Here is a 25,550-nt window from a genome sequence, read left to right as displayed (position 1 = left end):
ATATAAAAATGAACATAGATTTTTGGCAGAAAGTAAAAGGAGAGACAGCTGAATAACTTCTATTAGTTGATCTTGCAATCAAGCAACTAGAGTCCATTAAAGAAACCAAAAGTCATCTTAAAACGGGTGCGGATTTAAGTGGCCTGCGTGCAGCATCACTACTTGAGCATACTCAACAAGGCATTAAATGTAGGCTTGAAGCATTTGAGGATCCGAATGTTATAGAACAGTATTCTTTTTAGATACGGAAATAATTTCGGGTCTTGGTCATTGGGTCCAAAACCTGTGTGGTTGGGCTTTACAGAGCCAAGATTCATAACTTATGTCATTTAGTGGGGATAATATGCGAACAGTGACAGGCACTGTTTGCCATGTTTATGTAGATGGATATTCGGTTCAGGAGATAATACTAAAGAAGGATTTGCGAGGGTTGCTTATATCATGAATCCAGAATATAAATATTTAGCAGTTTATAGGGAAGCCGAGAAATTGGCGAAAGGAAGCAGATTAAATATCTGGAGCCATTCGGATTATGTAACAAAATGGGGGTTTAAGGGGTGTGTTCAAAAATAATAAATAATAAAGACATATTATCATATACGGTTAATCGTTAGGAAAAAAATTCGCGTTTTAAACCAATTGCAATACTGCAAATTTATATATTAAAGTGAAGTAATTAAAAGGATGTCAATCGCCATGGTTACATCCTTTTTTAGTTATTTAACCATTTTAGTGAAAAAGGAATCCTTTTAAGGTGATTAGAAAAATGGGATAGGAATATTTTGTTTGTATATATATTGAAATTGGCATAATATTGAAAAAGGAAGGTTCGAACAAAAGCCGTTGAGGAGGTCATCCATGGGAAGTGCACCGGAATATTCTTTGGTCTTATATGCGGATTATTCGTATATCCAATCGGAAATACATACATTATGCTCGTATATGAATGCGGGTGTGAAACTATTATTGTTCACAAATAGTGAAAGAGTCAGAGATACAAATGAATTCCTCGAAAAAGGATATAAACAAGCAAAGCTCCTTCACATTTTTGTGAATGAGGAACTGGACATACATAAAACAATTCAGGTTGCAGATGGAGTGGATCTGCAGCAGGTGGGAGAAATCTCGAAAGATTACCACGAATTCAATTTTGATCAATATCGGATTGAGCATGCCCCATTGGAAGAAAACATCATGGTGAAGGCGGGTGCGGGCACGGGTAAAACAACCGTCATGATTGACCGGATTTTATTTTTGTTCATGAAAGGCAGACTGGATCCGTCTGAAATTGTCATGATTACCTTTACACGGGAAGCTGCCAGGAATATGTACAAGAAGCTTCGCAAGGAACTTTTTTCACGCTTCGATTTGACGGGGGCAAAGGAATATATCCACTGGATTGAAAAGCTAAATAGCATGCGGATTCAAACCATCCATTCCTTCGCAAAAAGTCTGTTGAAGGAAATTGGTTCCCTCCGCGGCTATGGTCTTAATGTACGTTTGCGCAGTTTTACAATGGAAAAGCGCCGGTGGATTGAGGAAGAATTAGATACATACTTTCAAAAAGAGTTGGAATCCGTCCATGGAAATATAGAAACCATCATTTCTCCCTTGAAGATGTATGAATTGATTGATGTCATCTATGATTTTTGGGAGAAATTCGAGCAAAAAGGCTTTACTTCGAACGAAATCTTGAAAGCCAATTTTGGCACAGCTGCATCGGGTCATGAGAAAATGAACGAATTGCTGGAAACCGTGATTAAAAAGGTTGAAGCAAGGTTCACCCAGGCAAAAGTCAATGAGAATAGCCTATCATTGAGTGATTTATCCAGGGAGATGGACCATATCCAGGAGCAATACGGCAAAGAGGCCTTTAAAAAATTATCGTCCAAAATCTCCTACCTATTTGTGGACGAGTTCCAGGACAGTGACGATATTCAAATCCGGCAGTTTGTGACGATCCAGGAGGCTTTCTCGTCCAAGCTGTTCGTCGTAGGGGACATTAAGCAGTCCATCTATCGGTTCCGCGGGGCGAACCATACTGCATTCGAAGAACTTACAAAACTGTTGAACCACCGGGACGTCAAGATTAATGATCAGGATTACTACCTCCAGAAAAACTATCGGACTGGAAAAACGCTGCTAAATCATGCTGTACTTGCTCCAAACTCATTAAAATTGGAGTAGGAATATAGGAATTAATATATTTTCTCAAAAGATCCATCTTTAGTTTGACTCTTTAGTTAGTCCAACCAATTCCATTATAATAGAATAAGGGAACTTGTTTTGTATCCTCAGGCATAATTAAGAACATTAGAAATAACCGAGGTGTTATATATGTTAAAGGCTAAAAGTGAAATGGTCCAAGAGCTTTTATATAAATTAGATAGTGCATGCGAAGAGTATGAGTCGCAAATTAAGTTACTAAAAGAAGAAATTGAAAGTCTAACAATTGAAAATAACAAACTTAGAGAATTAGATAACGCTAATTCAACAGATGATATACTAAAATCTCTATTTACTTACTTGTTAAATAACGTTCCTTTTACGATGCTTCACACGTTTTTAGCTGTGAATATAGAAGATGATACTAATAATAGGTTGGAAATAGCCCGGAAATTAATGGAGCAACAACAATATGAATTTGTTCTAAATTGGTGCAAACATATTATTTCATTACAATATTCGGAAAGTGTTGATGTGAAAAAATGGTCACCTGTCTTAATTGAAGTAATGAACCAAATCATGGATAAGGACTATGAAGATATCGAGGAAAGAAATAACAAGTATTTATCAGTCCTCCAATTTATACACGATCTCCTCTTCTCAGAGTATCATGATGTAATGTTTGAGTATTTGGAAAAATTCTTTAACTATTTCCATGAATTAATTTTGGATAATAACGAACCAATCATTATATTGAAATATATTGATTGTATATTGGATTACAATCAAAAAGAGCTATTTTCAAAATTAATGAATGATTTAGTGGACGAATGGCCTTTCCTGGATGCCAATGTGTCTGAAACGGAATTCACTAGACTTTTGTTTTATGCATTTTTAAGTGATTTGGATACCGAGCTTTTAGACCAAGCGAAAGAAGGAACGAAGTTTTTAAGATTGAATAGTCCTGAAATGAAATTATATAACACCTTCTACAAGATCATAAATAGGGAAATCCCCCTCAAAATCGGCTTGAAAACGATTGAGGATCTCAAATCAAAACAATCGATTTTCGATGAGAATCATTTTAATTGGATTTTAGAAAAAATTCATCAACTGTTAACCCAAATGGAATCCAACCTTATGGATATAGAAAAACAGAGGGAGGAGGCATTGTCACAGCAAAATGTTAAAAGGACTAAACATCTTTACCTTATAACCAAAACACTAATGCAAAAGTATCAGGATCCTCTAGACCCATTAAAAAAAGAAAGAGTCGTTTTATCGCTCCATAAAAATAAATATGATTTTATGGTAAGGAAAGAAATGTTTGTGGATGCGATGTTCAGCAAAAATACCGGTAAATATTATGTAACAGACGAGATGGTTTCAGCTATTAGGAAGCAGGCTGGCAGCCTTTGGTTTGATGTTCGAAAATCAAGTAGTGAAAAAGACTTCCAAGAGAATCATCCGACCTTATTTAAATGGCCATCAACCGACATTTCAGAAAGTAAAAGTCCAGTGGGAGGAACAGAGCTCAGAAATAATAGTGATTTAAAGAGGTTGGGATATCAGATTACAGGACTGACACGACAGGAACGCTGGGGGATTCTTTCTACAAAAGCAGTCCCACAGCTTGGATTGAAGAAAGTGGTCCACACAATCGCTTTTCTAGTTCGAGGGAGAAAAAGCATGAAAAATGGATTAGTCCGGAATAGGAATTCCATCACGGAATGGGAACATGATTTAGCCAAAATAAAGCAAACATATTATAAGAATGAATTTGGATGGCCGAAGACATAGGAATATGACTTGATCATTTTTTTGAGGTGTGAAAGGTAAAGGTGGATTTGATCATACTGTTGGAGGAAATCAACTCCAGGACAACTGAACATAAATTTTAAATGTTTTTCGATATAATTTATGCTACCCGGAAAGAACCCCTTTCCGGGTGTTATTTATTTCATGATCAATCAAGATAGTACAAAGGTCCTGCTTAAATAGGGCCCTGCCATTTTGACAGCAACTATTAACTATTGAAACCACAAGGCTTTATTATGTTTTTCTGGTAGAGACTAGATTGATAAATAATCTTTTGTTGTGAAGACTCAATATTTGGCTAATTTATAATATTAATAACACAGAATTAGTAAATATTTGTATGACAATGAATAAGTTTTTGGTAAAATTGAACTAATTGCTTTTCTCCTAATATAATTTTAATAAAAAAATAAGTAGGAGGTCAGAAATGTCCAAAACCTTTCAGGAACACTTGCAACAGGCCATATTTTTTGAAAATAGAGGGTTTAATAATGAGGCGAAAAAACATTATGACATCCTTAAACCGAATCTACACCTGTTAGAAACGGAAGGCCTCATTAGAATCAGTCAATTTTATGACTCGCAAAGGGAATATGATGTTGTCTTTAATGCAAGTAAAGCTGCAATTGAAAAGTCTGGAAATATACAGGTTCTTGCCCCTTTGTTTATCACTTCATGGGAATACGTGAGCAAAGACGTAAAATACATAGAATGGTTACTCAATCAGCCTGGAATCGAGTACGTTCCGGAAGTGAGGCTTTACATCGCCAGGTATTTGTTTATTGAGGGCAAACAAGATAAAGCGTATATGATTTCACTTGAAATAGCAGAAAAGCAGGAACGTGAATTTCGAGGGAATCCTAGTGGACACAAGCTCTATGTCGATACAGTCCTCAACTTAGTTGAATTGGAGTTTCTCTTTAAGAATTATACCCAGTCCCGATTTCAATTAAGGAAATTAATTTATTTACATACCGACCGACTTGCCCGGGAACAAGATATAGCCTATTGGTCTATTATTTTGGATGAAATTTCGAATTTTGTCACACGGGCAGATTGGGAGAGTATAAACGCCAAGCTTTCTGGAGATGTGAAGGTCATTGGACACTTCTATAAGGAATTATCACAAAGTGCCCTTACTAAGCAGACAGTGGAACAATTGCAAAATAATCGTTTTATCGATGAAGCACTTGAAACAAAAAGGGAAAGTTACATTCGGCTAATCATGAGAATGAGCAGCCAATCCAATTGGTTTGAAGGGATCGAGGAGGACCGGATAAAGGCGCCGAATGATCTATTAACTGCCCTTTTATATGCAGATTACCTGAAGTCGTATCGACCCGATGACCTAAAGGACTTTTGGAAATCGGAGTTCCTGAAGCACGCGGATCGCTCTGAAGCGATTAAAGCATACTGGAATGCGAATAAACAACAAAATGAAACCGAAACCAACATGAATTTGAACGATTGCGAAGTAACCTTTCTTGGTGGCGGGGAAAAAATCGGGGGTACCTCTATATTAATTAGTGTAAGGGGTCACCATTTATTAATAGATGCTGGTATGCACTTACATGAGGATACCTATCACCCTGACTATTCACCCATGTTTGAAAAAGGAATTACGTTTGATGATGTTGATGCACTATTAATATCACATGCGCATATGGACCATACAGGCGCAGTTCCGTATGTTCATAATCTCAGACCCAATTTGCCCATCTATGCAACCGAAGCCACCACTCATTTAATGAAGCTTTTGCTCACAGACACAGTCCGGATCGGTCAAGAAACCGATCCTACTATCTATAATGAGCAGGACGTACAAAGTACCATATTTTCGATTAACCCAATCGATTTTTATCAGCCTTTCCACGTACCAAGCAAAGAGGATAATTGGAAAATAACGTACTATCCATCTGGACACATTTTGGGAGCTGGGGCGATTCATATCGAAATGAAAGGGATTTCGATTTTATTTACCGGTGATTATTCGATTGATGAGCAAAAAACGGTTAAAGGACTCGATTTACCTGATAACTTAAAGGTAGAAATCCTCATTACGGAATCAACCTATGGCTTCCTTCCAACGAATGCAAGTGTCGCCCGTTCTAGACAAGAACATCTATTCTTGGAATCGCTCAAACGGACAATGGAAAAAGGGGGGTCTATGTTAATCCCTGCATTTGCCGTCGGTCGTGCCCAAGAAATCGTTCTTATTTTGAAAGACGCATATAGGGAAGAAAAATATTTGCCGTTTAACCTTTTCCTGGATGGGAGGGTGACCGATGTATGTCAAGTGTATCAAAGATTTGCTGAACAACATCGGTATATCAATCCGGCCTGCTATCAAAGCGATGAGGAAGAATCGCTCTTCTTTGGCGGGGGCGTTCAGGCTGCCCAATATATTTATTCAAATCGCAGGGGCAGTCATTTTACCTTCGATAACTTTATAGATGATTACATCATGCCGGGTAACAATTGTGTCGTAGCAAGCTCAGGAATGTTATCCGATAACAGTGCATCTGCGCGTTATGCGGAAAGGCTTATCGAGGAAGAACGGAATGCCATCTCCTTTACAGGATATATGGATGAGGAGAGTCCTGGCCAACACCTTCTTCAAACCTCAAAAATGGGAGAAGAATTTTCGGTCAAAATAAATGGCAGTGAAAAAGAGGTCCATGCCAGAATTGAATCGTTTAGATTATCTGCCCATGCAAGCAGGGAACAAATCTTGCAGCTAATTCTTGATTTGCAACCGAAAAAGGTTTTTCTTATGCATGGAGAACACGAAAGAAGATATGATCCCATCCAGACGATGGTTCCGGGGGAAAAAATTTACCCATCCTTAATCGACCTGCTTTCATATCTGAAAGAAAAAATCAAGGTTATTCCTGCCTTTAATGGTAGGAGCTATAGATTAAACGATAATTAGGAGGATATATGGACATTCAATCACAAGTTTTAGATCGTGTTTTGAGAAATTTTGGAAAGACTGATGAGGAAATCATTACGAATGGTAAGAATGTATCTGAAAATGACTTTAAGAAATATTTGAAAGAGTTAAATTTGGAAGACTTTCAAAGTCGGAATGTATTTTACTGGGAATTACAATCAGAAGTTGAAAAGGCAGTTTATGAAAATATAGCATTAGATGATTCTGAAAGGATTTCAGAAATCATCTCCGAGTCATGGAATCAAAACAAAGATATAAAAGTGACCCCATCAGTCGTATTAAGTTTTTTATATGTACTTAATTTTAAATTTCCTAACTCACGCAAAGCGTTTGCAGCCATTTGCGATGGAGATTTTCAAAGCTATAAAGCCTTTAATAATAAAGCTAATATTTTCAGTGATTTATTGGTTCGTTATCTCACGTGTATTTATCCAAAAAACAATATGATCCATGCCCTGTTTACTTCAGAAAAGCTTATTCCAAGATTGTTTGAATCAGCGGGGAAAAATGAGGCGATGAACTCTTTTGAACGGCAAGGTCTTTCTCAAAAAAAAGGGAGACTGGGCTTTTCACAGATGAGCAAATATAAACGAATCATTGGTGTAGAGAACCTTGTGTTTGCTGATGGAATGAGAGCCATATTACTTGACGTATTAAAAGAAGAGGATTCTATGGAAATCTTTGTCGGATTAAGGAAAAAACTGGAATCTCCGGTCAGTAAAGAGGAAAAAGAAGAATTCGAAGTGGACAATTTATTGGAAGAAGAAACACTAAAGGTCAACACACCAATTTTAATGGGAAATAATGAAAAACATGACTTGGATCATATGGACGAAGAAGTGCCAGTCGATCCGGTTGAGTCTCTCGAAGTGGATGAAAGTAACATAGATACAGCAGACCAAGCAGTGATTAGTGGTTTGGATGAAGTTTCAGAAGAAAGGGAAATGACACCGAAGAATAAAATTCTGTCATCATTAGAGCAAGCCCTTGAATCCTTGCAACAAGCCATTACCCAAGTCTCATTAATAGATGTTGAAGAGAAGACCACTGAACTAGAAGAAACGGATACAAATCGAAGACTAAAGATCGCTGAGGAAGAGATAAATCGTTTACAGCTCGCTTTAAGTCAGGAACGGGAAAAAGTAGCCCAAGCGGAGGAAAAAGCATATAAGAACGTTCTTCAGGCAATAGGTGGAGAGAGCAGCAATTACCTGTTGTCCGATTTATTTGAGGAAAGCCAAGGAAAAATACCGGATAATCCGAATATCAGCACAGGCCGCCTGGTCAATTTATTCTCTAGCCTAAGTCTTGCGATTGGATTAGAGGAATTTAATGGTGGCCATGAGTTAGGTGAATCCTTCAAGATTCAAAAGACCGAGCTCATCAAAAATTATCGGATTGATGGACCAATTGAAAGACAAGACCATGAAATCCCAGTGAAATTATTGAAGTATGGCTGGACCATGAATGGCATGGTTATTGTTCAGCCATTAGTAACAGAAGTGAAGGAGAAGAATTAAGATGACAAAAAGATACATTGGAATCGACTTAGGGACCACGAATTCTACAGTTAGTGTCGCAAATCTTACAGTAAGGGAAGATATCGAAGCACACACGTTAGAGGTTTCTCAGGTGGATGAGAGTGGGAATGCCATTACATTGGATCCCACACTCCCATCTGTCTTGTATATTGATGATCAAGGCCATCCATATGTAGGCCGATTTGCTAAAAGGATGAACGGCGTCTATCCGCAACGTGTAATAAAAGAAGCAAAACGATATATCGGGGACGATGTTTCGTGGGATATAGACGGGGAAGCCATCCGTCCTGAAATCGTTTCATCCTATGTCCTGAAAATTTTAAAAGCACAGGCCGAAGAGTATTATGGTGGAGAAAAAATCGATAGTGTTGTCATTACCATTCCGGCAAACTTTAATTTCCAGCAGCAACAAGCAACCAAACTTGCAGGTGTCTTGAGTGGATTTGACAAAGAAAAGATTCATATGATTCCTGAACCAACAGCAGCCCTCATTGACTTTCTAAATGAAGAAAAGAAAATGGCCCCATCGGCACGTCGATTGAAGTTAGAAGATGGAAAAAAGAATTTAATGGTATTTGACCTCGGGGGAGGTACATGTGACGTGTCCATTTTACAAGTAGGGGAAGCTGAAAATGGAGGAATTGATATCCAAGAATTATCCATTTCCCAATATACGGAATTAGGTGGAATCGACTTCGATAAGAAGGTAGCGATCGAACTGCGGAAAAAGTTGTTAATAGAAACGGGTATCAGTCCAAATCAATTAAAAACGAATTACGATAAAAGAGATATCCTGCGCCTTTTGGAAAACCTGCTTGATTTTGCTGAAAGAGCAAAGAAGAGCTTTAGCACGAAGATTGAGAATCAACTTCGTACGATGCAATTGGATTACTTTGAAAATAAAGAAAGATTCGATAACCTTACCTATCGTGAAATGCTGTCATCCCAATTGCCAAAGGAATTTGTGACTACCCTCTCCATTACCAAAAAAGAGTATGACAATATCATCGAAGATTTACTCTATACGGAAAAGAGTAAGCAAGGGAGAAATATTGAAGAGCCCATCCTAAATGCCCTTGAGCACGCAAAGATTGGAAAAATGACCATGGAGGACATTGATGCCGTCTTTCTTGTTGGAGGTATGACGTTTTACCATACCATCCAAGAGCGTATATATGAAATACTGGGACGTCGAAGCAAGCCGATAAAGTCCATTAACCCAATGTTCGCGGTAAGCCGAGGTGCTGCGATTTATCATCATCAAATTGACCGAATTAACTTTAAAACGAGCGACAAAATTCAAATTGCTGATACAGAAATTTCAGGTCAAGAAGTGGTATTTACAAATACGGTTCCGAATAATGTCTATATCGATGTCATTGGCGCAGATCCTGTGGCATTGCTTGAAAAAGGAACAAAACTGCCATTTGAACGAATTATTGAAGATAGATTTATCGTCACCGGTCCTAGTAACACAACAAAGGTCAATGCGATGCAATTAGAATTGTTTACCGCAACATCTGCAAAATCGATTCATACCAAAAAGCTGAAATCAGCCATTGTCAATTTCAAAAAACCGGTGGCCGTCAACTCGAAATTAGTTTTAAAAGTGGAGTGCAATAAGGAACGTGAAGTATCCGTAAAGGCTTGGCTCGAGGATGATGAAACAGAGGTCATTGACGTAAATATTGGAGCGCGTGAATTTACGACCGAAGAGATTGCATCAATAAAAGCAAAACAAGAGAATATCAATAAGATTAAGTAAATTTAGGAGATGATGATATGTCTTTACAAGACCGAATGTCAGTTAATATCCTTCAAAAGTTAAATGATTTGAAAAAGGACCTACCCAATGAAACAGTAAGTGAAAAAGACGTATTCTCGGACGAAGAAGATGAACAAATAAGACAAGAGTTATTAAAACAGGCGGAGCAAGAAGAGGAGAATGGGGGAATCGACGATGACTTTTTTACGTCATTGTCGGGTCCCTCGCAAGAAGAAGGCAATGAAAAATTGGTTGAGATTGAGTATCTTGGCCGAATCGGATATGTAGACATTTCCTTTGAAAATTTAGATGATGACGTAGATGAGAAGGATTATAGAATCATGCTGGATGCCCTTGAATTAATGGCATATAGCAATGATGTCTCGAAACGAAAGAATGCTTCTAAAGAAGTGGAGAAATTCGGGGAAAAAGCGATTACCGTTATTTTTAGGGAATGTCGTAAATTTGATTTATCGGATGAGAACCGCAAACAAGAGCTTATGCATCTATTAAGCAGACTTACAGCCAGAAGCCTAAAGGGACGTAAAATTATTAAGGCAGTGCTTGAAAAAGCCAATAGTAATCAACACATTGCATTGGCCATTCTTGGCGCAGGGGCCATTCGTGAACGAGAGGCTGTCAACAGCATCCTGCAACATATGAAAAATCCTGATTTCTTTGTCATTGGATTGAATGCCATATTCAGTATCCGTGATAAAAATTCCGTCGAACCATTAATTGCGGTCATCAATGATTTAGATGTTAATAGAAATGATTTAATAGACCAAGCGATCCAATTAGCACCTCGCTTTGCCTATTTTGGTCCCGAGGCAGTCAAATCTGTATTCAATGCCTATTTGAATGGGGAAAAGAAGCCTTTAAGGCCTATATTCACCATTGCACTTCGTTCTTTTAAAGAAGATGCCATACCCGTTCTAACAGAAGTGCTGGAAAAGGAAACGGATGATAATCGATTAATTCCCATTTGTATGACTCTCGGCGGATTAAAGATGCCATTCTCAACAAACCTATTAAGGGAAGCATTCCATAAGTATCCAGGCAAGAAAAGAGCAATTTTGAGAGGGTTTAGCCATACAAATGATAGTACCCTAATTCCTTTGATTGTCGAGGAATTAAAATCTTCCTCTGATTTAAGGATTAAGGGAGAATGCCTAGGAGCCATCCCGTATCTAGCAGACCCAGACATGAACCTCATCCCGACCATTAAGCCATTCTTGAATGAAAAAAGAAACAAGCTTTATTTGGATGCTCTTAATTGTTTGGTTCGATTGGGTGATCAAGAGTCATTTGAAAAGTATATCCATTTATTAATTAACGGAGAGGATGAAGAGCAATATATTCTCCAAAAGCATCTAGCAACGATGTCCTTTAAACTCATTGTGAAGATGGCAGAGAAAATGCTTCACTGCCCGGATGAAAAAGCAATGTTGTTGATAACGGCTCTCCAACGTTCAAACTTATTACCACAAGAGGTTGGTCCAATCTTAAAGAAAAAGCTTGATCAAAACCCAATTCCTGCTTTAAAAATTGAAATTTATCGACTTATTGGGAAACATGTCAATAAAAGAAGGGAAATTCTTTCCCAGGATATCCTTTATCAAGCAAGTAAAGACGAAACGAACCCAAGAATCGTTCGTGAGCTGGATCAAATTATTAAGAATATGAGAAAAGAGCAAGGCCGGATCTCAACAATTAGAAATGTAGATTAAAGGGAAAGGGGATGTCGATAGTGGGGAAGAAATTGGTAACGAAAAAGAGTAATAAAGTAAAAAGATTCCCTTACATAGAAGTAAGTGGAATACAGAATCAGTATCTGGACGCAGCCCTGTTACAATGCATAGATCAGGAATCATTGTCCTTTGCGTTAAGGGATGAATTTAAAATCATAAAAAAAGCAGGTATTCTACCTGCGGAGCTGAAACAAAACAAGTTTAGCAAAGAGGAATTAGTAGAGCAGGTATCACCCCATTTACTCGAGAACTATAATTTCTATAATTATTTAGCTCAAAAATGGGAAGGAATTCAAACCCAAACACTCAAAAACCATTTTAAGGAAGATTATTCTTCATTTACGCTAGATCAATGGGCCGATGAGATTAGAACCATGATTCAGGAAAATGACATGCCGGTATTTGCTTCTGTGAACCTCCTTCGCTTTTACAACAATGGTCAGCTAAAGGTACTGATCCATTCCATATTAGAGGATTTTGCGGTGCAGTTTTATTATGAATCAGGAATCCAAATGGAAGGATATGATATCGATTGGGATGAGGTGGACGAGGAATTGGCGGCGGAATTTGAAGATGAATCGGAGGAACTGGATTTGTCTGAACTAGAAAACGAGCAAAAACCTGAAGAAAGGTTACGCTTAGCTTCAAGGTTAATAGGATTGGTGGCCGACCAACTATCGGAATTGGAAGATTCCAGTGAATATAAAGCTCTTTATGAGCAGGAACTACAAGAAACCGTGAAGCTGCACGAAGAACTGGTAAACCTAAACCAGGAAATGAAAACGAAAGAATCCCAACACCAAGTAGTAGTAAAGGAAAATAGAACACTTTCCAAAAATGTAGATTCCCTGACAACAAAATTGGAGCAATCGAAAAAAGAGCTTGGTAAATTAGGTCTTTCGCTGGGAGAAATCCGTAAAGAAAAGGAAGATTTGGAAAAAGTAAATGGCGTCCTTGAGAGAAAAGTCAATACTCTCGAAAAGGAACAAAATTCCATTGGAGAGAAAGTAAAGCAAGAAGTAAAAAGGGAATACGACCTTAAGATCCTTCTCATGAAAGATGAGTATGAAAAAAAGCTATACCAATTAGAAAGAGAATTGGATGAGAAGGAGAAGGAAAAAGAACAGACGGACATGGCTTCTTCTGAGTTAGAAAGTATCAGGAAAGAGCTTGAAACCATTAAGAATGATCTAGGTGTGGTTGAGAAGGAACGAAATGAATTGGCTGAACAAATCAATGCCTTAAATAGAACGAAAGAGGATTCGGAAGACCCACTATTCGGCTTCAATGAAGATGATATTGAAGATTTTGTTGAGTTCGATAATAAGCCAACTAGAAATTAATAGAAGGTGATAGGCACTGTTTTGACAAAAAGGGGTGATTTGCACCTCCTGGGAGGGACAGTGCTGTATTTAATTTTCATTAAGGGTAACGGGAGTGAGGGTTTCTATGAGAGGAGAAAAGTTAAAGAAGCAATTAAAAGTAGATATCAATCCTCAAATCTTAAAGGAGTGTTTATATCATTCGAGCTATTTAAATGAAATTAGACGAGGAAGCCAGCATTTCGAATTGCAAAAGGCACACATTCATATTGGTATGTTAATCTATCATTTAGTTCTTGCGTCTTTGATTGCAAAGGAAGAAACGACGAATCACAAGGTATTGGCCGAAAAGCTTGTCCAATATAAGGATGAAATTCTTGTGCGATTTTATGATGAAAATCAACTAAATGAATTCCTATATATTGGTAAAGGGGAATTAAACTATCGAAAAGACCGCTATTTGGAGCATGGTTACATTCTCTTTTATCAGATTTATAACCAAGTGGGGTTTAAAGGGCTTGGGAAAATCATTTCCCCATTGTATAAATCAAGCAAAAAAGTAGAAAAGCAAATTGATTATAAATCAGCTTTACAAGAATATATTCAACAGTTAAAGTTGAACCAAGATACGATCATATATGAGACCCTGAAAGAGGAAGGGCTGCAACATGAGCGTCAATTCACCGTCAAGGTAACCGCAAATGGGTTCCATGGGGTTGGAACTGCTAACTCGAAGAAAAAAGCGCAACAAAAAGCCGCACAAAATTGGTTTGAAAACAGCATGGTGTCCATTTTAAAAGAAAAGAACAAACCTGTCCAGCATGCAAAAAAACAAAATTTAGTCATGACGAAAAATAGAGAAACTGAATTAAGACAGGTATATAAAAAATTAAAGTTATCAACAAATGATATCGCTTTAAAAGAATTCGATATATGCTTCACCCATAAATCATTTGCAAACGAGAAAAAGCTTAATACCATGGATAGACCATCTTTTTTTGCCTGGATTGGAGCGATTGTCCTCCCATTTCTGATAGGGGAATACATCCTTGGGGATTTTCAGGAAAGGGCAAATGGAAAGTATAGCCGCCTAATGGAATTAACGGGTAGTCTTGTCTCCAAAAAACATTTAAGTTCATGTCTGCCTGAATCGATTTATCATTCCTTCAGAATCCCTAAAAAAAGTGATTTATCCGCTCCCGCGCTGCGTGCTGATTTCGTCCAATCTTTAATTGGCGCAATGTTTATACATAATCTATTTCAGCAAAAGAAGGAATTATTTAAGAATACCACGGCCTTTATCCAGGACTTTATCATCTCCACTTTTGGAGAAACTTCAACATCTGTGGATTATCGGAGCCACCTTCAGATATTAACACAGGCACTTGGGATGCAGGTAACAGCTAAATTGGTTACCACTGGTCCCTCCCATCAATCCGAACATGAAGTGGAGGTAAGTACTTTTTTTCAAAATGGAGGAAAGCATCTTGTTGGAACCGGAAAAGCGTCAGCTAAAAAACAAGGTGTAAATTTAGCGTGTAGAGAGATTATCCAAAAAATGAATACTCTCTATCATTTAAATCATCAAAATCTGGAGCTGCCAAATAAGCCATTATGGAATGACACATTAGCGCAATTGATTTATTGTGCCGTAAACAATAGAAATTCCCAAAAATTTCTTGAGGCATTGGGAGGTCTTTGCCTTCAGCTCTGGTCTTTAGAGAACGCCATGAACATTGTCACTCATTTGTATAGAAGAGACCTGAAATCAGAGCTCATCATGTTATTAATGAAATGGGAGATTCTCTATTCAAGAGAGATGGTTGAAAAATGTATCACCCCGTTACCTGATGATGCAAAAGTAGTTATCCGAAACAAATGGCAAGAAGCCAATAAAAAGCGAGAGCAATGGAAGACGGAACATTTAGTCAATGAAAATGATGGAGAAGATGATTTCTTCCTACTATTGGAAGAGCTAGAATTTAAACCAATCAAGAATCAAAATAGTATAATAGGTAAAATTGGAATCATAGAACCACAAGTCGGGGACGAATTTGAGGATGATGACGGTATCAGTGACATGTTGGATTTTGTACCGATACCGGAATAGCATTTCCTAATCTTACCTAATATGATTCGGGAAGGGCACGAATAGGTGCCCTTCTATTTCTAATTAGGCAGATCGGCTTTTCCAAAGATGAAATTTTTGCCAAAAGGTGGCTCAATCCTACAGTAGATAAGTTGATTCTGAGGCTTTTCATCATTGTTTTGGTGAATGCAGAGATTCCCAGAATGCGAAACTAGCAGCAGGTTTAGGGGCTATAATTGGATAGATAGGTTAACCTTACCTTGTTTCAATTAAATACCCGTATTTATTTAGTATTGGCAGAGGATTTTCCGGTTGAACAGCCCCTCTTAGGTATTTATTGATGATGAATGACTTTTGAGTGCTCTTTAAAGAGCCATTATGAAGCGTAAACGTAAAATCGATAACAAAATCGAACGATCCTTCATCGTCCTGCTCAATTTCAATAAAGCTTTTAGCGGGGACTTTACCTAGTCCTTTGCTATGTCGTAAAGTTTGAATAATTGTTTTTTTATTACTCTTAGTAAGCCCTCATGACAGGATACACGAAAATCAGAAGGAAGAAAAATGTTTATATTTTTATTTATAATTTGTTCAGTCTATTCAAAGTTTAATAAGGCTGCCCCAGCCCTGTTGCAGTATAAGATTGATTTATCCTCTCCGACCAACCATATAGAATTAAGGGAATTCTCCACGATTTGATGATAATCTATATTTTCTAATATTAACTCCATGCAAATCCCTACTTTTGAACTAATTAACAGGTAATATTTTATCAAGTAAAGCGGCTTTCTTAAATGCCAATTTATGTATACAAGTGTGTTTTCAAGGTCACTTTTCTATCAATTCACTGAATTGACAAATTTAAAGGATGGAATCATTAAACCATTTATTAAAATAAAACCAAATCCTTTACACTAAAGAGTTTTCACTTTGGAATAGAGAATTTGAGATATTTGGTAGAGCGAATAGAAATGAATCGGGTCCAAATCTTAAACATAAAAGACAGGAGGTTTGCTGCAAAATGGAATTTCGTGTATGTGTTGCCAGTGGTGGTGGGCATGTAATCGATTTAAGGACAAACAATAAAGAGAAGGCTTTATTTCGTCAACAATATTTAGAAATGCAAGGCAAAGAGGTAAAAATCATGGTTTATAGTTATCTTTATGAAGAACATATAGATTATGAAGAATACAAAAGACAAATTCAATCACAAAAAGAGAAGGAGAATAAAGAGAAATTCAAGCAGCTTGAAAAGCTGATCATAGCAGGAACAGGCAGAGATCTAACGTGAGAGGAAAAAGCTTTTTTAAATTGGTTAGTATGCTCAGATTTGGACATGTCCAAGGCTTTAAAAGGGATTCTAGAGGACATGAGCCGGAACAGACGGCTCACCATCCAAGATAATTGGGAATTAGATAGCAAAGTCTTTGAAGAATCTTTTGAAAAGAAAAGCGAATAGTAAATAGGCTAATAGAATTTATTAAAATAATAAGTGGACTTTTTTGGGACTTCCAGATTTGGGTGTCCTATTTTTTTGACAATATATTTATTGAATTTGCACCATGTCTTTTTGAGTCATTCATTACTATATAAAGGTTGAAAGGAATGAAGAGTTCACAGTTGAGCTTGGAAAAACCTTAATTAAGTGATGGGAGTGGTATACAATGACTGAAGCACATGGGAATGAAATTTCGGTAGAGGACATTAAAGCATGGATTCACAGCATTGGTTTAAAGGAAGCCTTTATGTTGTATCAACTGCATAAATTACTAGAAAACAAATCTCAATTAATAAAGGGAGAGAAATGGGTAAACATCACCTATGATGAGCTGCATGAGGAGCTGTGCATTTGGTCAAAGAGCACGATTAAAAGATTGGTTCATTTCCTTGAGAACAATGGGTACATCGTTTCTGCCAATTGGAATGAATCAAAACTAGATAAGTCTAAATGGTATACCTTAAACTATCAGAAGCTAAAGAAGCTCGATCCGGTTACATATGAAAAGATTATGGCTGTAAAGGGAAGTGGCGACCCAAATAGAGCTACTGCCGATTTCACCGAAACTTGGTGTAAACATTTTAAACGAAACGAAGAATAAATTTTTAATTATTAGCAGGAGGTGCTAAAAATGCAGCGTGATTGAATCATGCTGCATTTTTTTTTGCACTAATTACACAATTTCGAACTTCATATTTTTTTCTCATGCCCTATCCATTTTTGATTTTTTTACCTATATAGAGTTTGAAAGGAATTTGAGCCGATGGATGAACAAATCTGACCAATGGAGAGTTCAATTCAGCGTTCGACATGAAATAAAGGAGGAGAGCTAGTGAGTAAATTATTAATCAATGAACACCCCATCATGATTATCCCATCATTGGCAATGAAGATAGGATTATACGAAGCGGCAGTGTTGCAGCAGATGCATTATTGGGTAACTTCTAGTAAACATGAGATTGGGGGACGGAAGTGGATTTTCAACACCTATAAAGACTGGCATCATCAGTTCCCATTTTGGTCAGAAAGCACGATTAAACGGGCAATCCGTTCGCTGGAGAATCAAGGTTTGCTGTTGTCAGATAATTTTAATCGGTTGAAATTGGATAAGACAAAGTGGTACACAATCGATTATGGAAAAGTCGGAGTATTGGAAAATCATCCAGCTGGTCTGGCTGACCTATCCAGCCATGCTGACAGCCCTATCGAAGCGTCTAGTGAGAACAAAGCAATACCAGAGACTACCTCAGAGAATACAACAGAGAAAAAACTCCCGATTCCCGAGGTTATCCATTACCTTAATGAAAAAACAAAAGCCGAATACAAGCCAGGCACGAATAAGACACAGGAACTCATTCGAGCTAGGGTCCGAGAAGGCTTTACACTGGAGGATTTTAAAAAAGTCATAGACTTAAAAACGGCGGAATGGCTGCATGACCCTCGTATGTGCAAATTCCTTCGACCAGCGACATTATTTGGTACCAAATTTGAATCCTATTTAAACCAGAAATCTAGCAAAAAAACATTGAGTGAGGAGGATTTCGATTTACATGATTAAGCGGGAGACATTTGAATTATTAAAGCAGATTTCCGTATTGTATGATCAGTTTGTGGTAAATCAAGAGAAAGTGAATATATGGCATGAAGTCCTGAAAGGCTATTTTTTTGAGGATGTACAAAAAAACTTACTTTCCTTTGCAGCGGAATCATCATTTCCTCCGAAACTAGCTGACCTGGTGAAAAAATCACCTGCGATAAATACGACTCCAAGCCAGGAAGAAACGATTAAATTTATAATCCGAAAGCCGCAACTTGCATCCGAAGAAGTAGTCCAACGAAATTTAGCCGAAATGAGAAAGATTTTAGGGATTGTCAGGGGGAGAGGGTGATGGAGTATTTAGAACCAAAAAATCATGAAGCTGAAGAGGCATTGGTAGGTGCATTCTTTTTAGATGAAACATTAATTAAAGACTGTACGATACGTCCTGATCAGCTGCACTCATGGGAACTTAGGAAGATTTATTCGGCCATCAGAAGTTTGGATGATAAAGGGAGGCCAATTGATGTTATCACCGTTGTCGAGGAGCTAGGAATTCCGACTCTTCAAACGATCGGCGGTGTCAGTTATCTCAACCGATTGGCGGGGAGTGTGCCAACGACAGCCAACTTTCATTTTTATGAAAAATTGGTCAAGGAATACCATCAAAAAAGAAAGACGATTCAAATTGCCAGTAAAATGATCGAGCAGGCAAAGTCATCTGAAATCACCAAAACATTAAGCGATGGCATTCAAGAACTGATGGAGGTTGGGGACGAACATGACGAGGAAGAAAGCAGTGATATCAAATCAGCACTTGTAGAATTATATGGGGAATGCGAAAAGGATTATGGCGAAATGGTGGGCGTACCTTCCGGTTTTAGCCACTTGGACAAGATGACATGCGGTTTTCAAAAGTCCGATCTAATTATTTTAGGTGCCCGTCCGAGTATCGGGAAGACGGCATTTGCCTTGAATGTCGCTGTTAATGCAGCCATACAGGATGTTAGCCTGTTCTTTTCTTTAGAAATGCCCAAAATACAGCTGATGAAACGGATTTTGTGCCTGTCGGGAAACATTAACAGCATCAAAATGAAAAACCCGCAAAAGGAGTTCGAGGACAAGGATTGGGAGCATTTTTCGAAAACCATCGGGAAGATGTCCAATATAAACCTGCATATATTTGACCGCGCTGGGATGAATGTTTCCTATATTTGGTCAAAGGTACGCAAAATGCGAAAACAATACGGCGAGCAAAAAAGAATCATGGTAGTCATTGACTATCTTCAGCTCATTAAAGGAGATCCAGTACATAAGCAAAATCGTCAGGCAGAAATCAGTGAAATCAGTAGGGCACTTAAAACCATGGCACGAGAACTAAATGTTGTCGTAATAGCCCTTTCCCAGTTGAGCCGAGGGGTTGAAAGTCGAGAAGACAAACGCCCGATTCTATCGGATCTAAGGGAAAGCGGCCAAATCGAGCAGGATGCCGATTTGATTGCCTTCCTATACCGTGATGATTACTATACGAGGGATACCACACAAAAAGATAGTATGGAAATTATTCTCGCCAAACATCGGAATGGTCCAACCGGAACGGTAAAACTTGGGTTCAATAAGGAATATGGACAGTTTGTAGATTTGGAAGGTTATGTGGTGATATGAGTAAGTTTATAGCGGGCGTTATGTTAATTGCTGTAGCAGCCATTCTGCCACTTCATTTACCACAAACCCAGAAAGAAGAAAAATACCAGCAGCTTACAATTCAGACAGAAGAAGTTTATAGAAGGGATTCTATTTTAGAAGATAATGCCGGCGGTCCATCGATACAGGAACCAATCACTTTGGTGAGAACAATCGATGGAGATACCATCAAAGTGAAAATAAAAGGAATAAATGAAACAGTCCGCTATCTTTTGGTCGATACACCGGAATCAAAAAAGGAAGGAATGTGTGTGCAGCCTTTTGCGATGGAGGCTTTTCAAAGGAATAAACAGTTGGTAACGAGCGGTAGATTAACATTGGAGTTTGAACCGGGAAACACAAGAGATTCCTACGGTAGACTGCTTGCATATGTTTATGTAGATGGGCAATCGGTTCAAGAGACATTGCTGAAAGAAGGATTTGCAAGAGTTGCTTATATCATGAATCCAGAGTATAAATCTTTAGCAAGCTATAGGGAAGATGAAGGATTGGCGAAAAGAAGCAGATTAAATATCTGGAGCCATTCTGATTATGTAACAAAATGGGGGTTTAATGGGTGTGTGCAAAAATAATAATATTTTAAAGGGGAAAATTAGGATAAATTCAATTATCTCAACTCAAAAAAATTTATAAAAAATGGGCAAAACGGAAACATTACCTGCATGAAACAAGGGCATAGGCAAGAGACGTTTTTTGTTCTAAAGTTAGATACTTAAGATTATAAAGACACCGTCCTCTTGCAAAGACCTGTAACCCAAGGGGGATGTCTTTTTTGGGAAAACAAAGATGCTTAAAATGTTATTTTATAAAGGATACGCAGTATTTTAGTCTTGATAGAAATTATTGCGATAGTTGTGTTTCAAAAGGAAGGTAAAATGTACTAGATGTGGAAATCAATTCGTGACTTCAACCACAATTAAAAATACAATCTGTCAGGATTGCTTAAAACAAAAAGATGGCCTAAAAACCATTAAGAAAAATACAGTAAACCAAAACAATCAATCAAGCGTTAAAGAGAGATTGATAAATGAAATTATTGAAATGGTAATCCAATTAGAAGTTGAAGAAATACCTGGATTCGAAGATATTGATTTTACAAAAGTATCGACTACACAATTAACAAATCTCCGCAACGATGAATTATCATTACTTTTAGATAATCTCTATGAAATGGTTGATAAAAATAGTGAGGAAGATATAGGAGAAGAATTGGAGCCAGAGTTAATTAATCCTCTAGAAATAATTAGAAAATATAAAACACTCTTAGATAAAAAAGCGAAAAAAAATAAACCGGTTGAAAAGTGGAGATTAAATATTCCAAAATTTATAAAAACGATAGTGAAAAATTGGAGAACGGAATCCATTCATTCCATTTATGAAAAATCAAAAATTATTATGAGAGAATCGAATGGGCAGCTTAAAGAGGAAATAATGGATTTTGTCTGTGATTTATCAGAAATTATTTTTGAAGAACCGGTGGTGGAAAAGATTTCTTTAGATGATATAGGGCGTGTAGAAGATTGGGTTTTGAGTCGTGTGGAAATGATCATTCTACCTCAGTTAGAAGTCTTAGACCTTTTAGAAAATAATCAGGGAATACTGATTTTGGATGATAGCTGGACAAAAGATTTAACACAGGCATTAATAAAGGAAGTTCATGAAAGAGATGATTGGCATTGTTTTATTTGTAATGATGACAATAGGTTAGAAATACACCAAATCATTTCGACTGAATCAGAAAAAATTTATCACAAAGATAATCTGATAACATTATGTAGTTCATGCAAAGATGCTGTAAATACAATGAGTGTAAATAAAGCCTTTACACAATGTTTGAACAATTTTATTGAAAATTACTAAGTCTGTATAAAAGGAAATGTAATCACTGAGGTGTCCCCAAAATACATTATGGGGCACCTTTAAATTTTTAATTGGCGTGAAGGCCTTTTCTTTCGTTTCATTCATGCCAGGAAACTAAAAGAATTAATCTACCGTCATTGATAAAGCAGATGAAGGAAGAAGTGGAGAAAATGAATATTTATCCTGGAAGGGTGAGCCGTTTGTGGTACACCCCCTTTTTATATAATTTTTTTGTTAGGAAAAATCATTTAAATGAGAGGAATTTTTCATGAGGAGATATGCCTTAATATTTTTGAGATAATAATCGCATTTTTTGCTGGGTGTTCATCTGGAAAACATCAACCAATACTAAGGAAAAAGAAGAAAAGACAAATAAGCAGTTGACATGGACATAGATCTTTTGAGTTTAATAATTACACTGCCAACTTCCATGTTTGATGGACATCATGCCAGACATCCCCAACCCTAAGGTTAAAAACCATTCATACTATTCATAAGGTGCTTATCCACTTAAACAGCAAACTCGGAAATTGCCATCGTTATATGTTATATCATTTTTTATAGAGACGTAGTCTTTACTGTTTCTTTTCTGCAACAGTTTTGGCATGTTTGGTTCATTTCTTTCATAATTTTCTTATGTTAGGCTTTTGAAATTTTCAATTAAGTAAACCATCTTGATTTTTTGTTACTTCTGACTATTCTTTTTTAGCATTTGCTATAACTTGGTCAATATCTTGGATGTAATCGCTGTACAATGGTGTGGACCTTGACTTAACAAAAAAATGCAACTTAATTCAATCACGCTGCAATCTGCCATGGTTAATATATTTAAACAAGTTTTTTATTCAAACAGAATTTAAATTAGAAATCTTAAGAATTAATAAAAAACTACATTTTAAAAAAATCACATTTTAAAGGAAATTTAAAAAAATGAAATATTTTTGAACGGAAGGTGTCAATTTTGTAAAAAATTGTTAAATTTTTATTTTCGATTTATTCATTCAAATATTCATTTAAGAAAACATCATTTTCATAGGCAATTTTGTCGTTTTATATGATGAAAAAGTCTTTATTAGATAAAATATCAATATTTTACTACTATAACAACTTTTCGTAAAGGTCCAGCTGAAATCAAGACAAAAAAACAGTGGAATGAGTTATGTTCAACTATGTAGATATGAAAATATTTAATTTACATTTTAAGATAAGGAAAATTATAATATTGTTGGGAGGACTGGCGATAATTGTCGAATTGTGAATAAAACGAATGTTGGACGGATTGGATAAAATCATTAAGAGATATGGATTTATATTTTCCACCTATTATCTTTCGACACGAGAGACATCCATTCAGACAGATCTAGGTTGGAGGTAGAACCGGTCAGCAAATTTAACTATTGGACTGCCAACCCCGTGAATCTGCAATATAATCGGAATTAAGACATTTTTAAATTGCAAAAAAACAGCTGAGGTAAGAGTTTAGCAAATAGCTATGAAGTATATTTGGACCTATCTAGTAATTAAAGGGGCAGCTATCCACGGCTTTAGATTGATATTGAAATAGAATTATTTCGACTTACATTCCAAATTTCGCTGTTACCTCACTCAATATTTTGAGAATATCTGTATACCTGTATTGAAATAAATTACCATTCAATAAGTGCGATGTAGACATTTGAAACAACGAAAACATAGTGGTCGTATGGAGATTCACTGGAATTTTTTGAATCATGGTAAGAATATTTTCGCAATTATTGACAAACACATGAAGTTTTTCCAGTCCTGACAGGATTTATGATGGTAATTGCCTAAACTATCTATGATTTAACCACAAATAACTCAATTCCCCATCTAGAAGCAATCCAGGAGCTTAAATGTTAAAAAGATATTGCTCATCGAATCAAGAAGATCCTTATTTCACCCATCCTTATTATCCTTCAAAGATAGAATAAAACTCCAGAAAGAAATTACTAGAAATAAATGAGATTAAAAAACTAGCAGCAATCTAGGTGGAGAGGGATGTGAGGCATAAAATATAAAATTATGGTGACATAGTTTGGAAATACAACAGCAATGGGTATCAACAAGTTGGGTATTCCTAATGATACTATTCATTTTTTTGAAAATAAAATTGTAATTATTAGATTATTGATAACCGAATAAGAAAGAGGTTTCTTAATGTGATTATAAAACAGAAATATTTAATTAATGAAAAAACAGTCCTATTATACGGAGTAACTTATGAAAATGGTGAATTATTTACGTTTGTTATTGAAGGGGATGATAGTTTTTTTGTGGCAATGTCACCGGCTGCACTTATTAATACGTCTCTTATTTGCTATGGTTCTAACTTAAAGGGTGCACTCGAAAGCTCTCAGTTGTTACTTGGTAAAAAAAGAAAAAAGTACCCAATCAAAATTGATGCGTCAATGGACATTTGGCTTTTTCCAACAAAGTCATACAAAAAGGAAAATTGCATCTGGTTTGCACTTAATCAAGTAAAAAACACTCAGCCGTTTGGTGTTAAATTCACGAAAGTATTTTTAGGATATGGACATACGATAAAAATCGAGATGAAGGAATCTGCTTTTCGAGATAAACGTTGTCAAGCAGAAGAATTAAAGGAAATGATAACCTATAACACGAAAAACTCATTAAATCTTTCTGAAAAAGAGAAAAAAGGATTTGTCATTGTTGAAGAAAATGGCCGTTATAAGTGCAAAGCGATGAGAAATAGTTAAATCCAATACTGATAAGAGTACAATGTTTATATTTAATACTTTTTTGAGTTGGACTTAAATATGATTATAATAGAGAAGACTTATTATTTATCCAATTAAATTTGGTTGGGATTCCCTCCACAGTCTTAAAACTGATTGAGACCTGCGTGCCAGGTCTGGTGGGTTCGATTCCCACGTAGTCCCGCCAATCCAGACTTTTCAGCGTTTTTAATAATATAATTCCTTCACAGTCCAATCGGGGATTTTTTGCTAGACTGTTGCAGACTGTTTAGCGAATCTGTGGAGAACATTTACTCTTAGTCATCTATAAAAATTTATAGGGGGCTATTTTTATGCAAAAGAAAACTGTTCGAAAATATCGACGTGCGGATAGTAGTAGCAGGAGTGTAACGGAAGTTTTGGACGAATTAACTTTAGATGAAATGTTTAATAAGTTCATGACTTTTAAGAAAACAGAAGGGCTTGCTCCTAGAACCATAGATGAATACTATAAGCACTTTGATAACATTAAGGAATTTCTTGAGGAAAATAAAAAAAAAAAAAATATTACGGAAAAAAGTGTAAACCTTAATTTGTGGCTACGAATCAGCTCATTTTCAAACTTGAAAATCCCAAAACATTCATTATTTGTTCACATGTCAATGAATTGCCGAATTGGAAGAAGAGTTTGTGAAGTATTTCACTTAAACTAATGGGTGCGTTGATTCAAGAAGGATTAACGCCTTTTCTTTTCTGAGCAAGTTATTGTAACGGAGCAGTTTAATGGTGCGAAATGTTCCTAGTTTAAATAGAGGATGGTAACATC

Annotated in this window: 18 protein-coding genes and 1 tRNA gene; all 19 read left to right on the top strand. The window is 36.6% G+C overall.

Annotated features, from left to right (window positions below; genetic code table 11):
- Window positions 1–366 precede the first annotated feature (366 nt).
- The 19 genes from ABES02_RS16210 to ABES02_RS16120 all read left to right on the top strand — a co-directional run bounded on the left by ABES02_RS16210 (window position 367) and on the right by ABES02_RS16120 (window position 25,437).
- Complete coding sequence (locus ABES02_RS16210) at window positions 367–573, top strand: thermonuclease family protein (protein WP_430136894.1); 207 nt, start codon at window positions 367–369, stop codon at window positions 571–573.
- A gap of 285 nt (window positions 574–858) precedes the next feature.
- Window positions 859–2,187 carry a UvrD-helicase domain-containing protein gene (locus tag ABES02_RS16205; protein WP_430136891.1) on the top strand — a complete coding sequence of 443 codons (1,329 nt, stop codon included), beginning with the start codon at window positions 859–861 and terminating at the stop codon, window positions 2,185–2,187.
- Between the two features lie 150 nt (window positions 2,188–2,337).
- The gene (locus tag ABES02_RS16200; protein WP_430136889.1) at window positions 2,338–3,966 is read left to right on the top strand and encodes a hypothetical protein; all 1,629 of its coding nucleotides are present in this window, start codon (window positions 2,338–2,340) and stop codon (window positions 3,964–3,966) included.
- A gap of 445 nt (window positions 3,967–4,411) precedes the next feature.
- Window positions 4,412–6,916 carry an MBL fold metallo-hydrolase gene (locus tag ABES02_RS16195; RefSeq protein WP_430136886.1) on the top strand — a complete coding sequence of 835 codons (2,505 nt, stop codon included), beginning with the start codon at window positions 4,412–4,414 and terminating at the stop codon, window positions 6,914–6,916.
- A gap of 8 nt (window positions 6,917–6,924) precedes the next feature.
- A complete protein-coding gene (locus ABES02_RS16190; RefSeq protein WP_430136883.1) occupies window positions 6,925–8,457 on the top strand; it encodes a hypothetical protein in 1,533 nt (510 codons plus the stop codon).
- A 1-nt stretch (window position 8,458) separates the two neighbouring features.
- Window positions 8,459–10,243, top strand: a complete 1,785-nt coding sequence (locus ABES02_RS16185; RefSeq protein ID WP_430136880.1) for an Hsp70 family protein — start codon at window positions 8,459–8,461, stop codon at window positions 10,241–10,243.
- A 17-nt stretch (window positions 10,244–10,260) separates the two neighbouring features.
- Window positions 10,261–11,973 (top strand): hypothetical protein, encoded by a 1,713-nt coding sequence (locus ABES02_RS16180; RefSeq protein WP_430136877.1) that lies wholly within the window; start codon window positions 10,261–10,263, stop codon window positions 11,971–11,973.
- A gap of 20 nt (window positions 11,974–11,993) precedes the next feature.
- The gene (locus ABES02_RS16175) at window positions 11,994–13,337 is read left to right on the top strand and encodes a hypothetical protein (protein WP_430136874.1); all 1,344 of its coding nucleotides are present in this window, start codon (window positions 11,994–11,996) and stop codon (window positions 13,335–13,337) included.
- Window positions 13,338–13,443: 106 nt separating this feature from the next.
- Complete coding sequence (locus ABES02_RS16170) at window positions 13,444–15,426, top strand: putative dsRNA-binding protein (RefSeq protein WP_430136871.1); 1,983 nt, start codon at window positions 13,444–13,446, stop codon at window positions 15,424–15,426.
- Window positions 15,427–16,426: 1,000 nt separating this feature from the next.
- The gene (locus ABES02_RS16165) at window positions 16,427–16,696 is read left to right on the top strand and encodes a hypothetical protein (RefSeq protein ID WP_430136868.1); all 270 of its coding nucleotides are present in this window, start codon (window positions 16,427–16,429) and stop codon (window positions 16,694–16,696) included.
- Window positions 16,697–17,069: 373 nt separating this feature from the next.
- Window positions 17,070–17,504, top strand: coding sequence for a hypothetical protein (locus tag ABES02_RS16160; protein WP_430136865.1), 435 nt, complete (start codon window positions 17,070–17,072; stop codon window positions 17,502–17,504).
- Between the two features lie 231 nt (window positions 17,505–17,735).
- Window positions 17,736–18,461, top strand: a complete 726-nt coding sequence (locus ABES02_RS16155) for a conserved phage C-terminal domain-containing protein (protein WP_430136862.1) — start codon at window positions 17,736–17,738, stop codon at window positions 18,459–18,461.
- Window positions 18,454–18,792: a hypothetical protein gene (locus tag ABES02_RS16150; RefSeq protein ID WP_430136859.1), complete on the top strand. Its 339-nt coding sequence runs from the start codon at window positions 18,454–18,456 to the stop codon at window positions 18,790–18,792. The genes ABES02_RS16155 and ABES02_RS16150 overlap by 8 nt, the downstream gene beginning before the upstream one ends.
- The gene (gene dnaB / locus ABES02_RS16145; RefSeq protein WP_430136857.1) at window positions 18,792–20,105 is read left to right on the top strand and encodes a replicative DNA helicase; all 1,314 of its coding nucleotides are present in this window, start codon (window positions 18,792–18,794) and stop codon (window positions 20,103–20,105) included. Before ABES02_RS16150 ends, dnaB begins: the two co-directional genes overlap by 1 nt.
- Complete coding sequence (locus ABES02_RS16140) at window positions 20,102–20,716, top strand: thermonuclease family protein (RefSeq protein WP_430136854.1); 615 nt, start codon at window positions 20,102–20,104, stop codon at window positions 20,714–20,716. The genes dnaB and ABES02_RS16140 overlap by 4 nt, the downstream gene beginning before the upstream one ends.
- 328 nt (window positions 20,717–21,044) lie before the next feature.
- Window positions 21,045–22,004, top strand: coding sequence for an HNH endonuclease (locus ABES02_RS16135; protein ID WP_430136851.1), 960 nt, complete (start codon window positions 21,045–21,047; stop codon window positions 22,002–22,004).
- A gap of 2,180 nt (window positions 22,005–24,184) precedes the next feature.
- Window positions 24,185–24,745: a competence protein ComK gene (locus ABES02_RS16130; RefSeq protein WP_430136848.1), complete on the top strand. Its 561-nt coding sequence runs from the start codon at window positions 24,185–24,187 to the stop codon at window positions 24,743–24,745.
- Between the two features lie 107 nt (window positions 24,746–24,852).
- Window positions 24,853–24,932, top strand: a tRNA-OTHER gene (locus ABES02_RS16125).
- A gap of 145 nt (window positions 24,933–25,077) precedes the next feature.
- Window positions 25,078–25,437, top strand: a complete 360-nt coding sequence (locus tag ABES02_RS16120) for a hypothetical protein (RefSeq protein WP_430136846.1) — start codon at window positions 25,078–25,080, stop codon at window positions 25,435–25,437.
- The last annotated feature ends 113 nt before the right edge of the window (window positions 25,438–25,550 follow it).

The organism is Neobacillus pocheonensis (assembly GCF_050477905.1).
In the GTDB taxonomy this organism is placed as follows: Bacteria; Bacillota; Bacilli; order Bacillales; family Cytobacillaceae; genus Neobacillus; species Neobacillus pocheonensis_A.
The sequence above is the reverse complement of the archived record's forward strand: the minus strand, read 5'-3'. Positions and strand labels throughout refer to the sequence as shown.

Coding starts and splice junctions, on each gene's coding strand:
- ABES02_RS16205 (WP_430136891.1), top strand. CDS start 859: ATGGGAAGTGCACCGGAATATTCTTTGGTCTTATATGCGGATTATTCG.
- ABES02_RS16200 (WP_430136889.1), top strand. CDS start 2,338: ATGTTAAAGGCTAAAAGTGAAATGGTCCAAGAGCTTTTATATAAATTA.
- ABES02_RS16195 (WP_430136886.1), top strand. CDS start 4,412: ATGTCCAAAACCTTTCAGGAACACTTGCAACAGGCCATATTTTTTGAA.
- ABES02_RS16190 (WP_430136883.1), top strand. CDS start 6,925: ATGGACATTCAATCACAAGTTTTAGATCGTGTTTTGAGAAATTTTGGA.
- ABES02_RS16185 (WP_430136880.1), top strand. CDS start 8,459: ATGACAAAAAGATACATTGGAATCGACTTAGGGACCACGAATTCTACA.
- ABES02_RS16180 (WP_430136877.1), top strand. CDS start 10,261: ATGTCTTTACAAGACCGAATGTCAGTTAATATCCTTCAAAAGTTAAAT.
- ABES02_RS16170 (WP_430136871.1), top strand. CDS start 13,444: ATGAGAGGAGAAAAGTTAAAGAAGCAATTAAAAGTAGATATCAATCCT.
- ABES02_RS16165 (WP_430136868.1), top strand. CDS start 16,427: ATGGAATTTCGTGTATGTGTTGCCAGTGGTGGTGGGCATGTAATCGAT.
- ABES02_RS16160 (WP_430136865.1), top strand. CDS start 17,070: ATGACTGAAGCACATGGGAATGAAATTTCGGTAGAGGACATTAAAGCA.
- ABES02_RS16150 (WP_430136859.1), top strand. CDS start 18,454: ATGATTAAGCGGGAGACATTTGAATTATTAAAGCAGATTTCCGTATTG.
- dnaB (WP_430136857.1), top strand. CDS start 18,792: ATGGAGTATTTAGAACCAAAAAATCATGAAGCTGAAGAGGCATTGGTA.
- ABES02_RS16140 (WP_430136854.1), top strand. CDS start 20,102: ATGAGTAAGTTTATAGCGGGCGTTATGTTAATTGCTGTAGCAGCCATT.
- ABES02_RS16120 (WP_430136846.1), top strand. CDS start 25,078: ATGCAAAAGAAAACTGTTCGAAAATATCGACGTGCGGATAGTAGTAGC.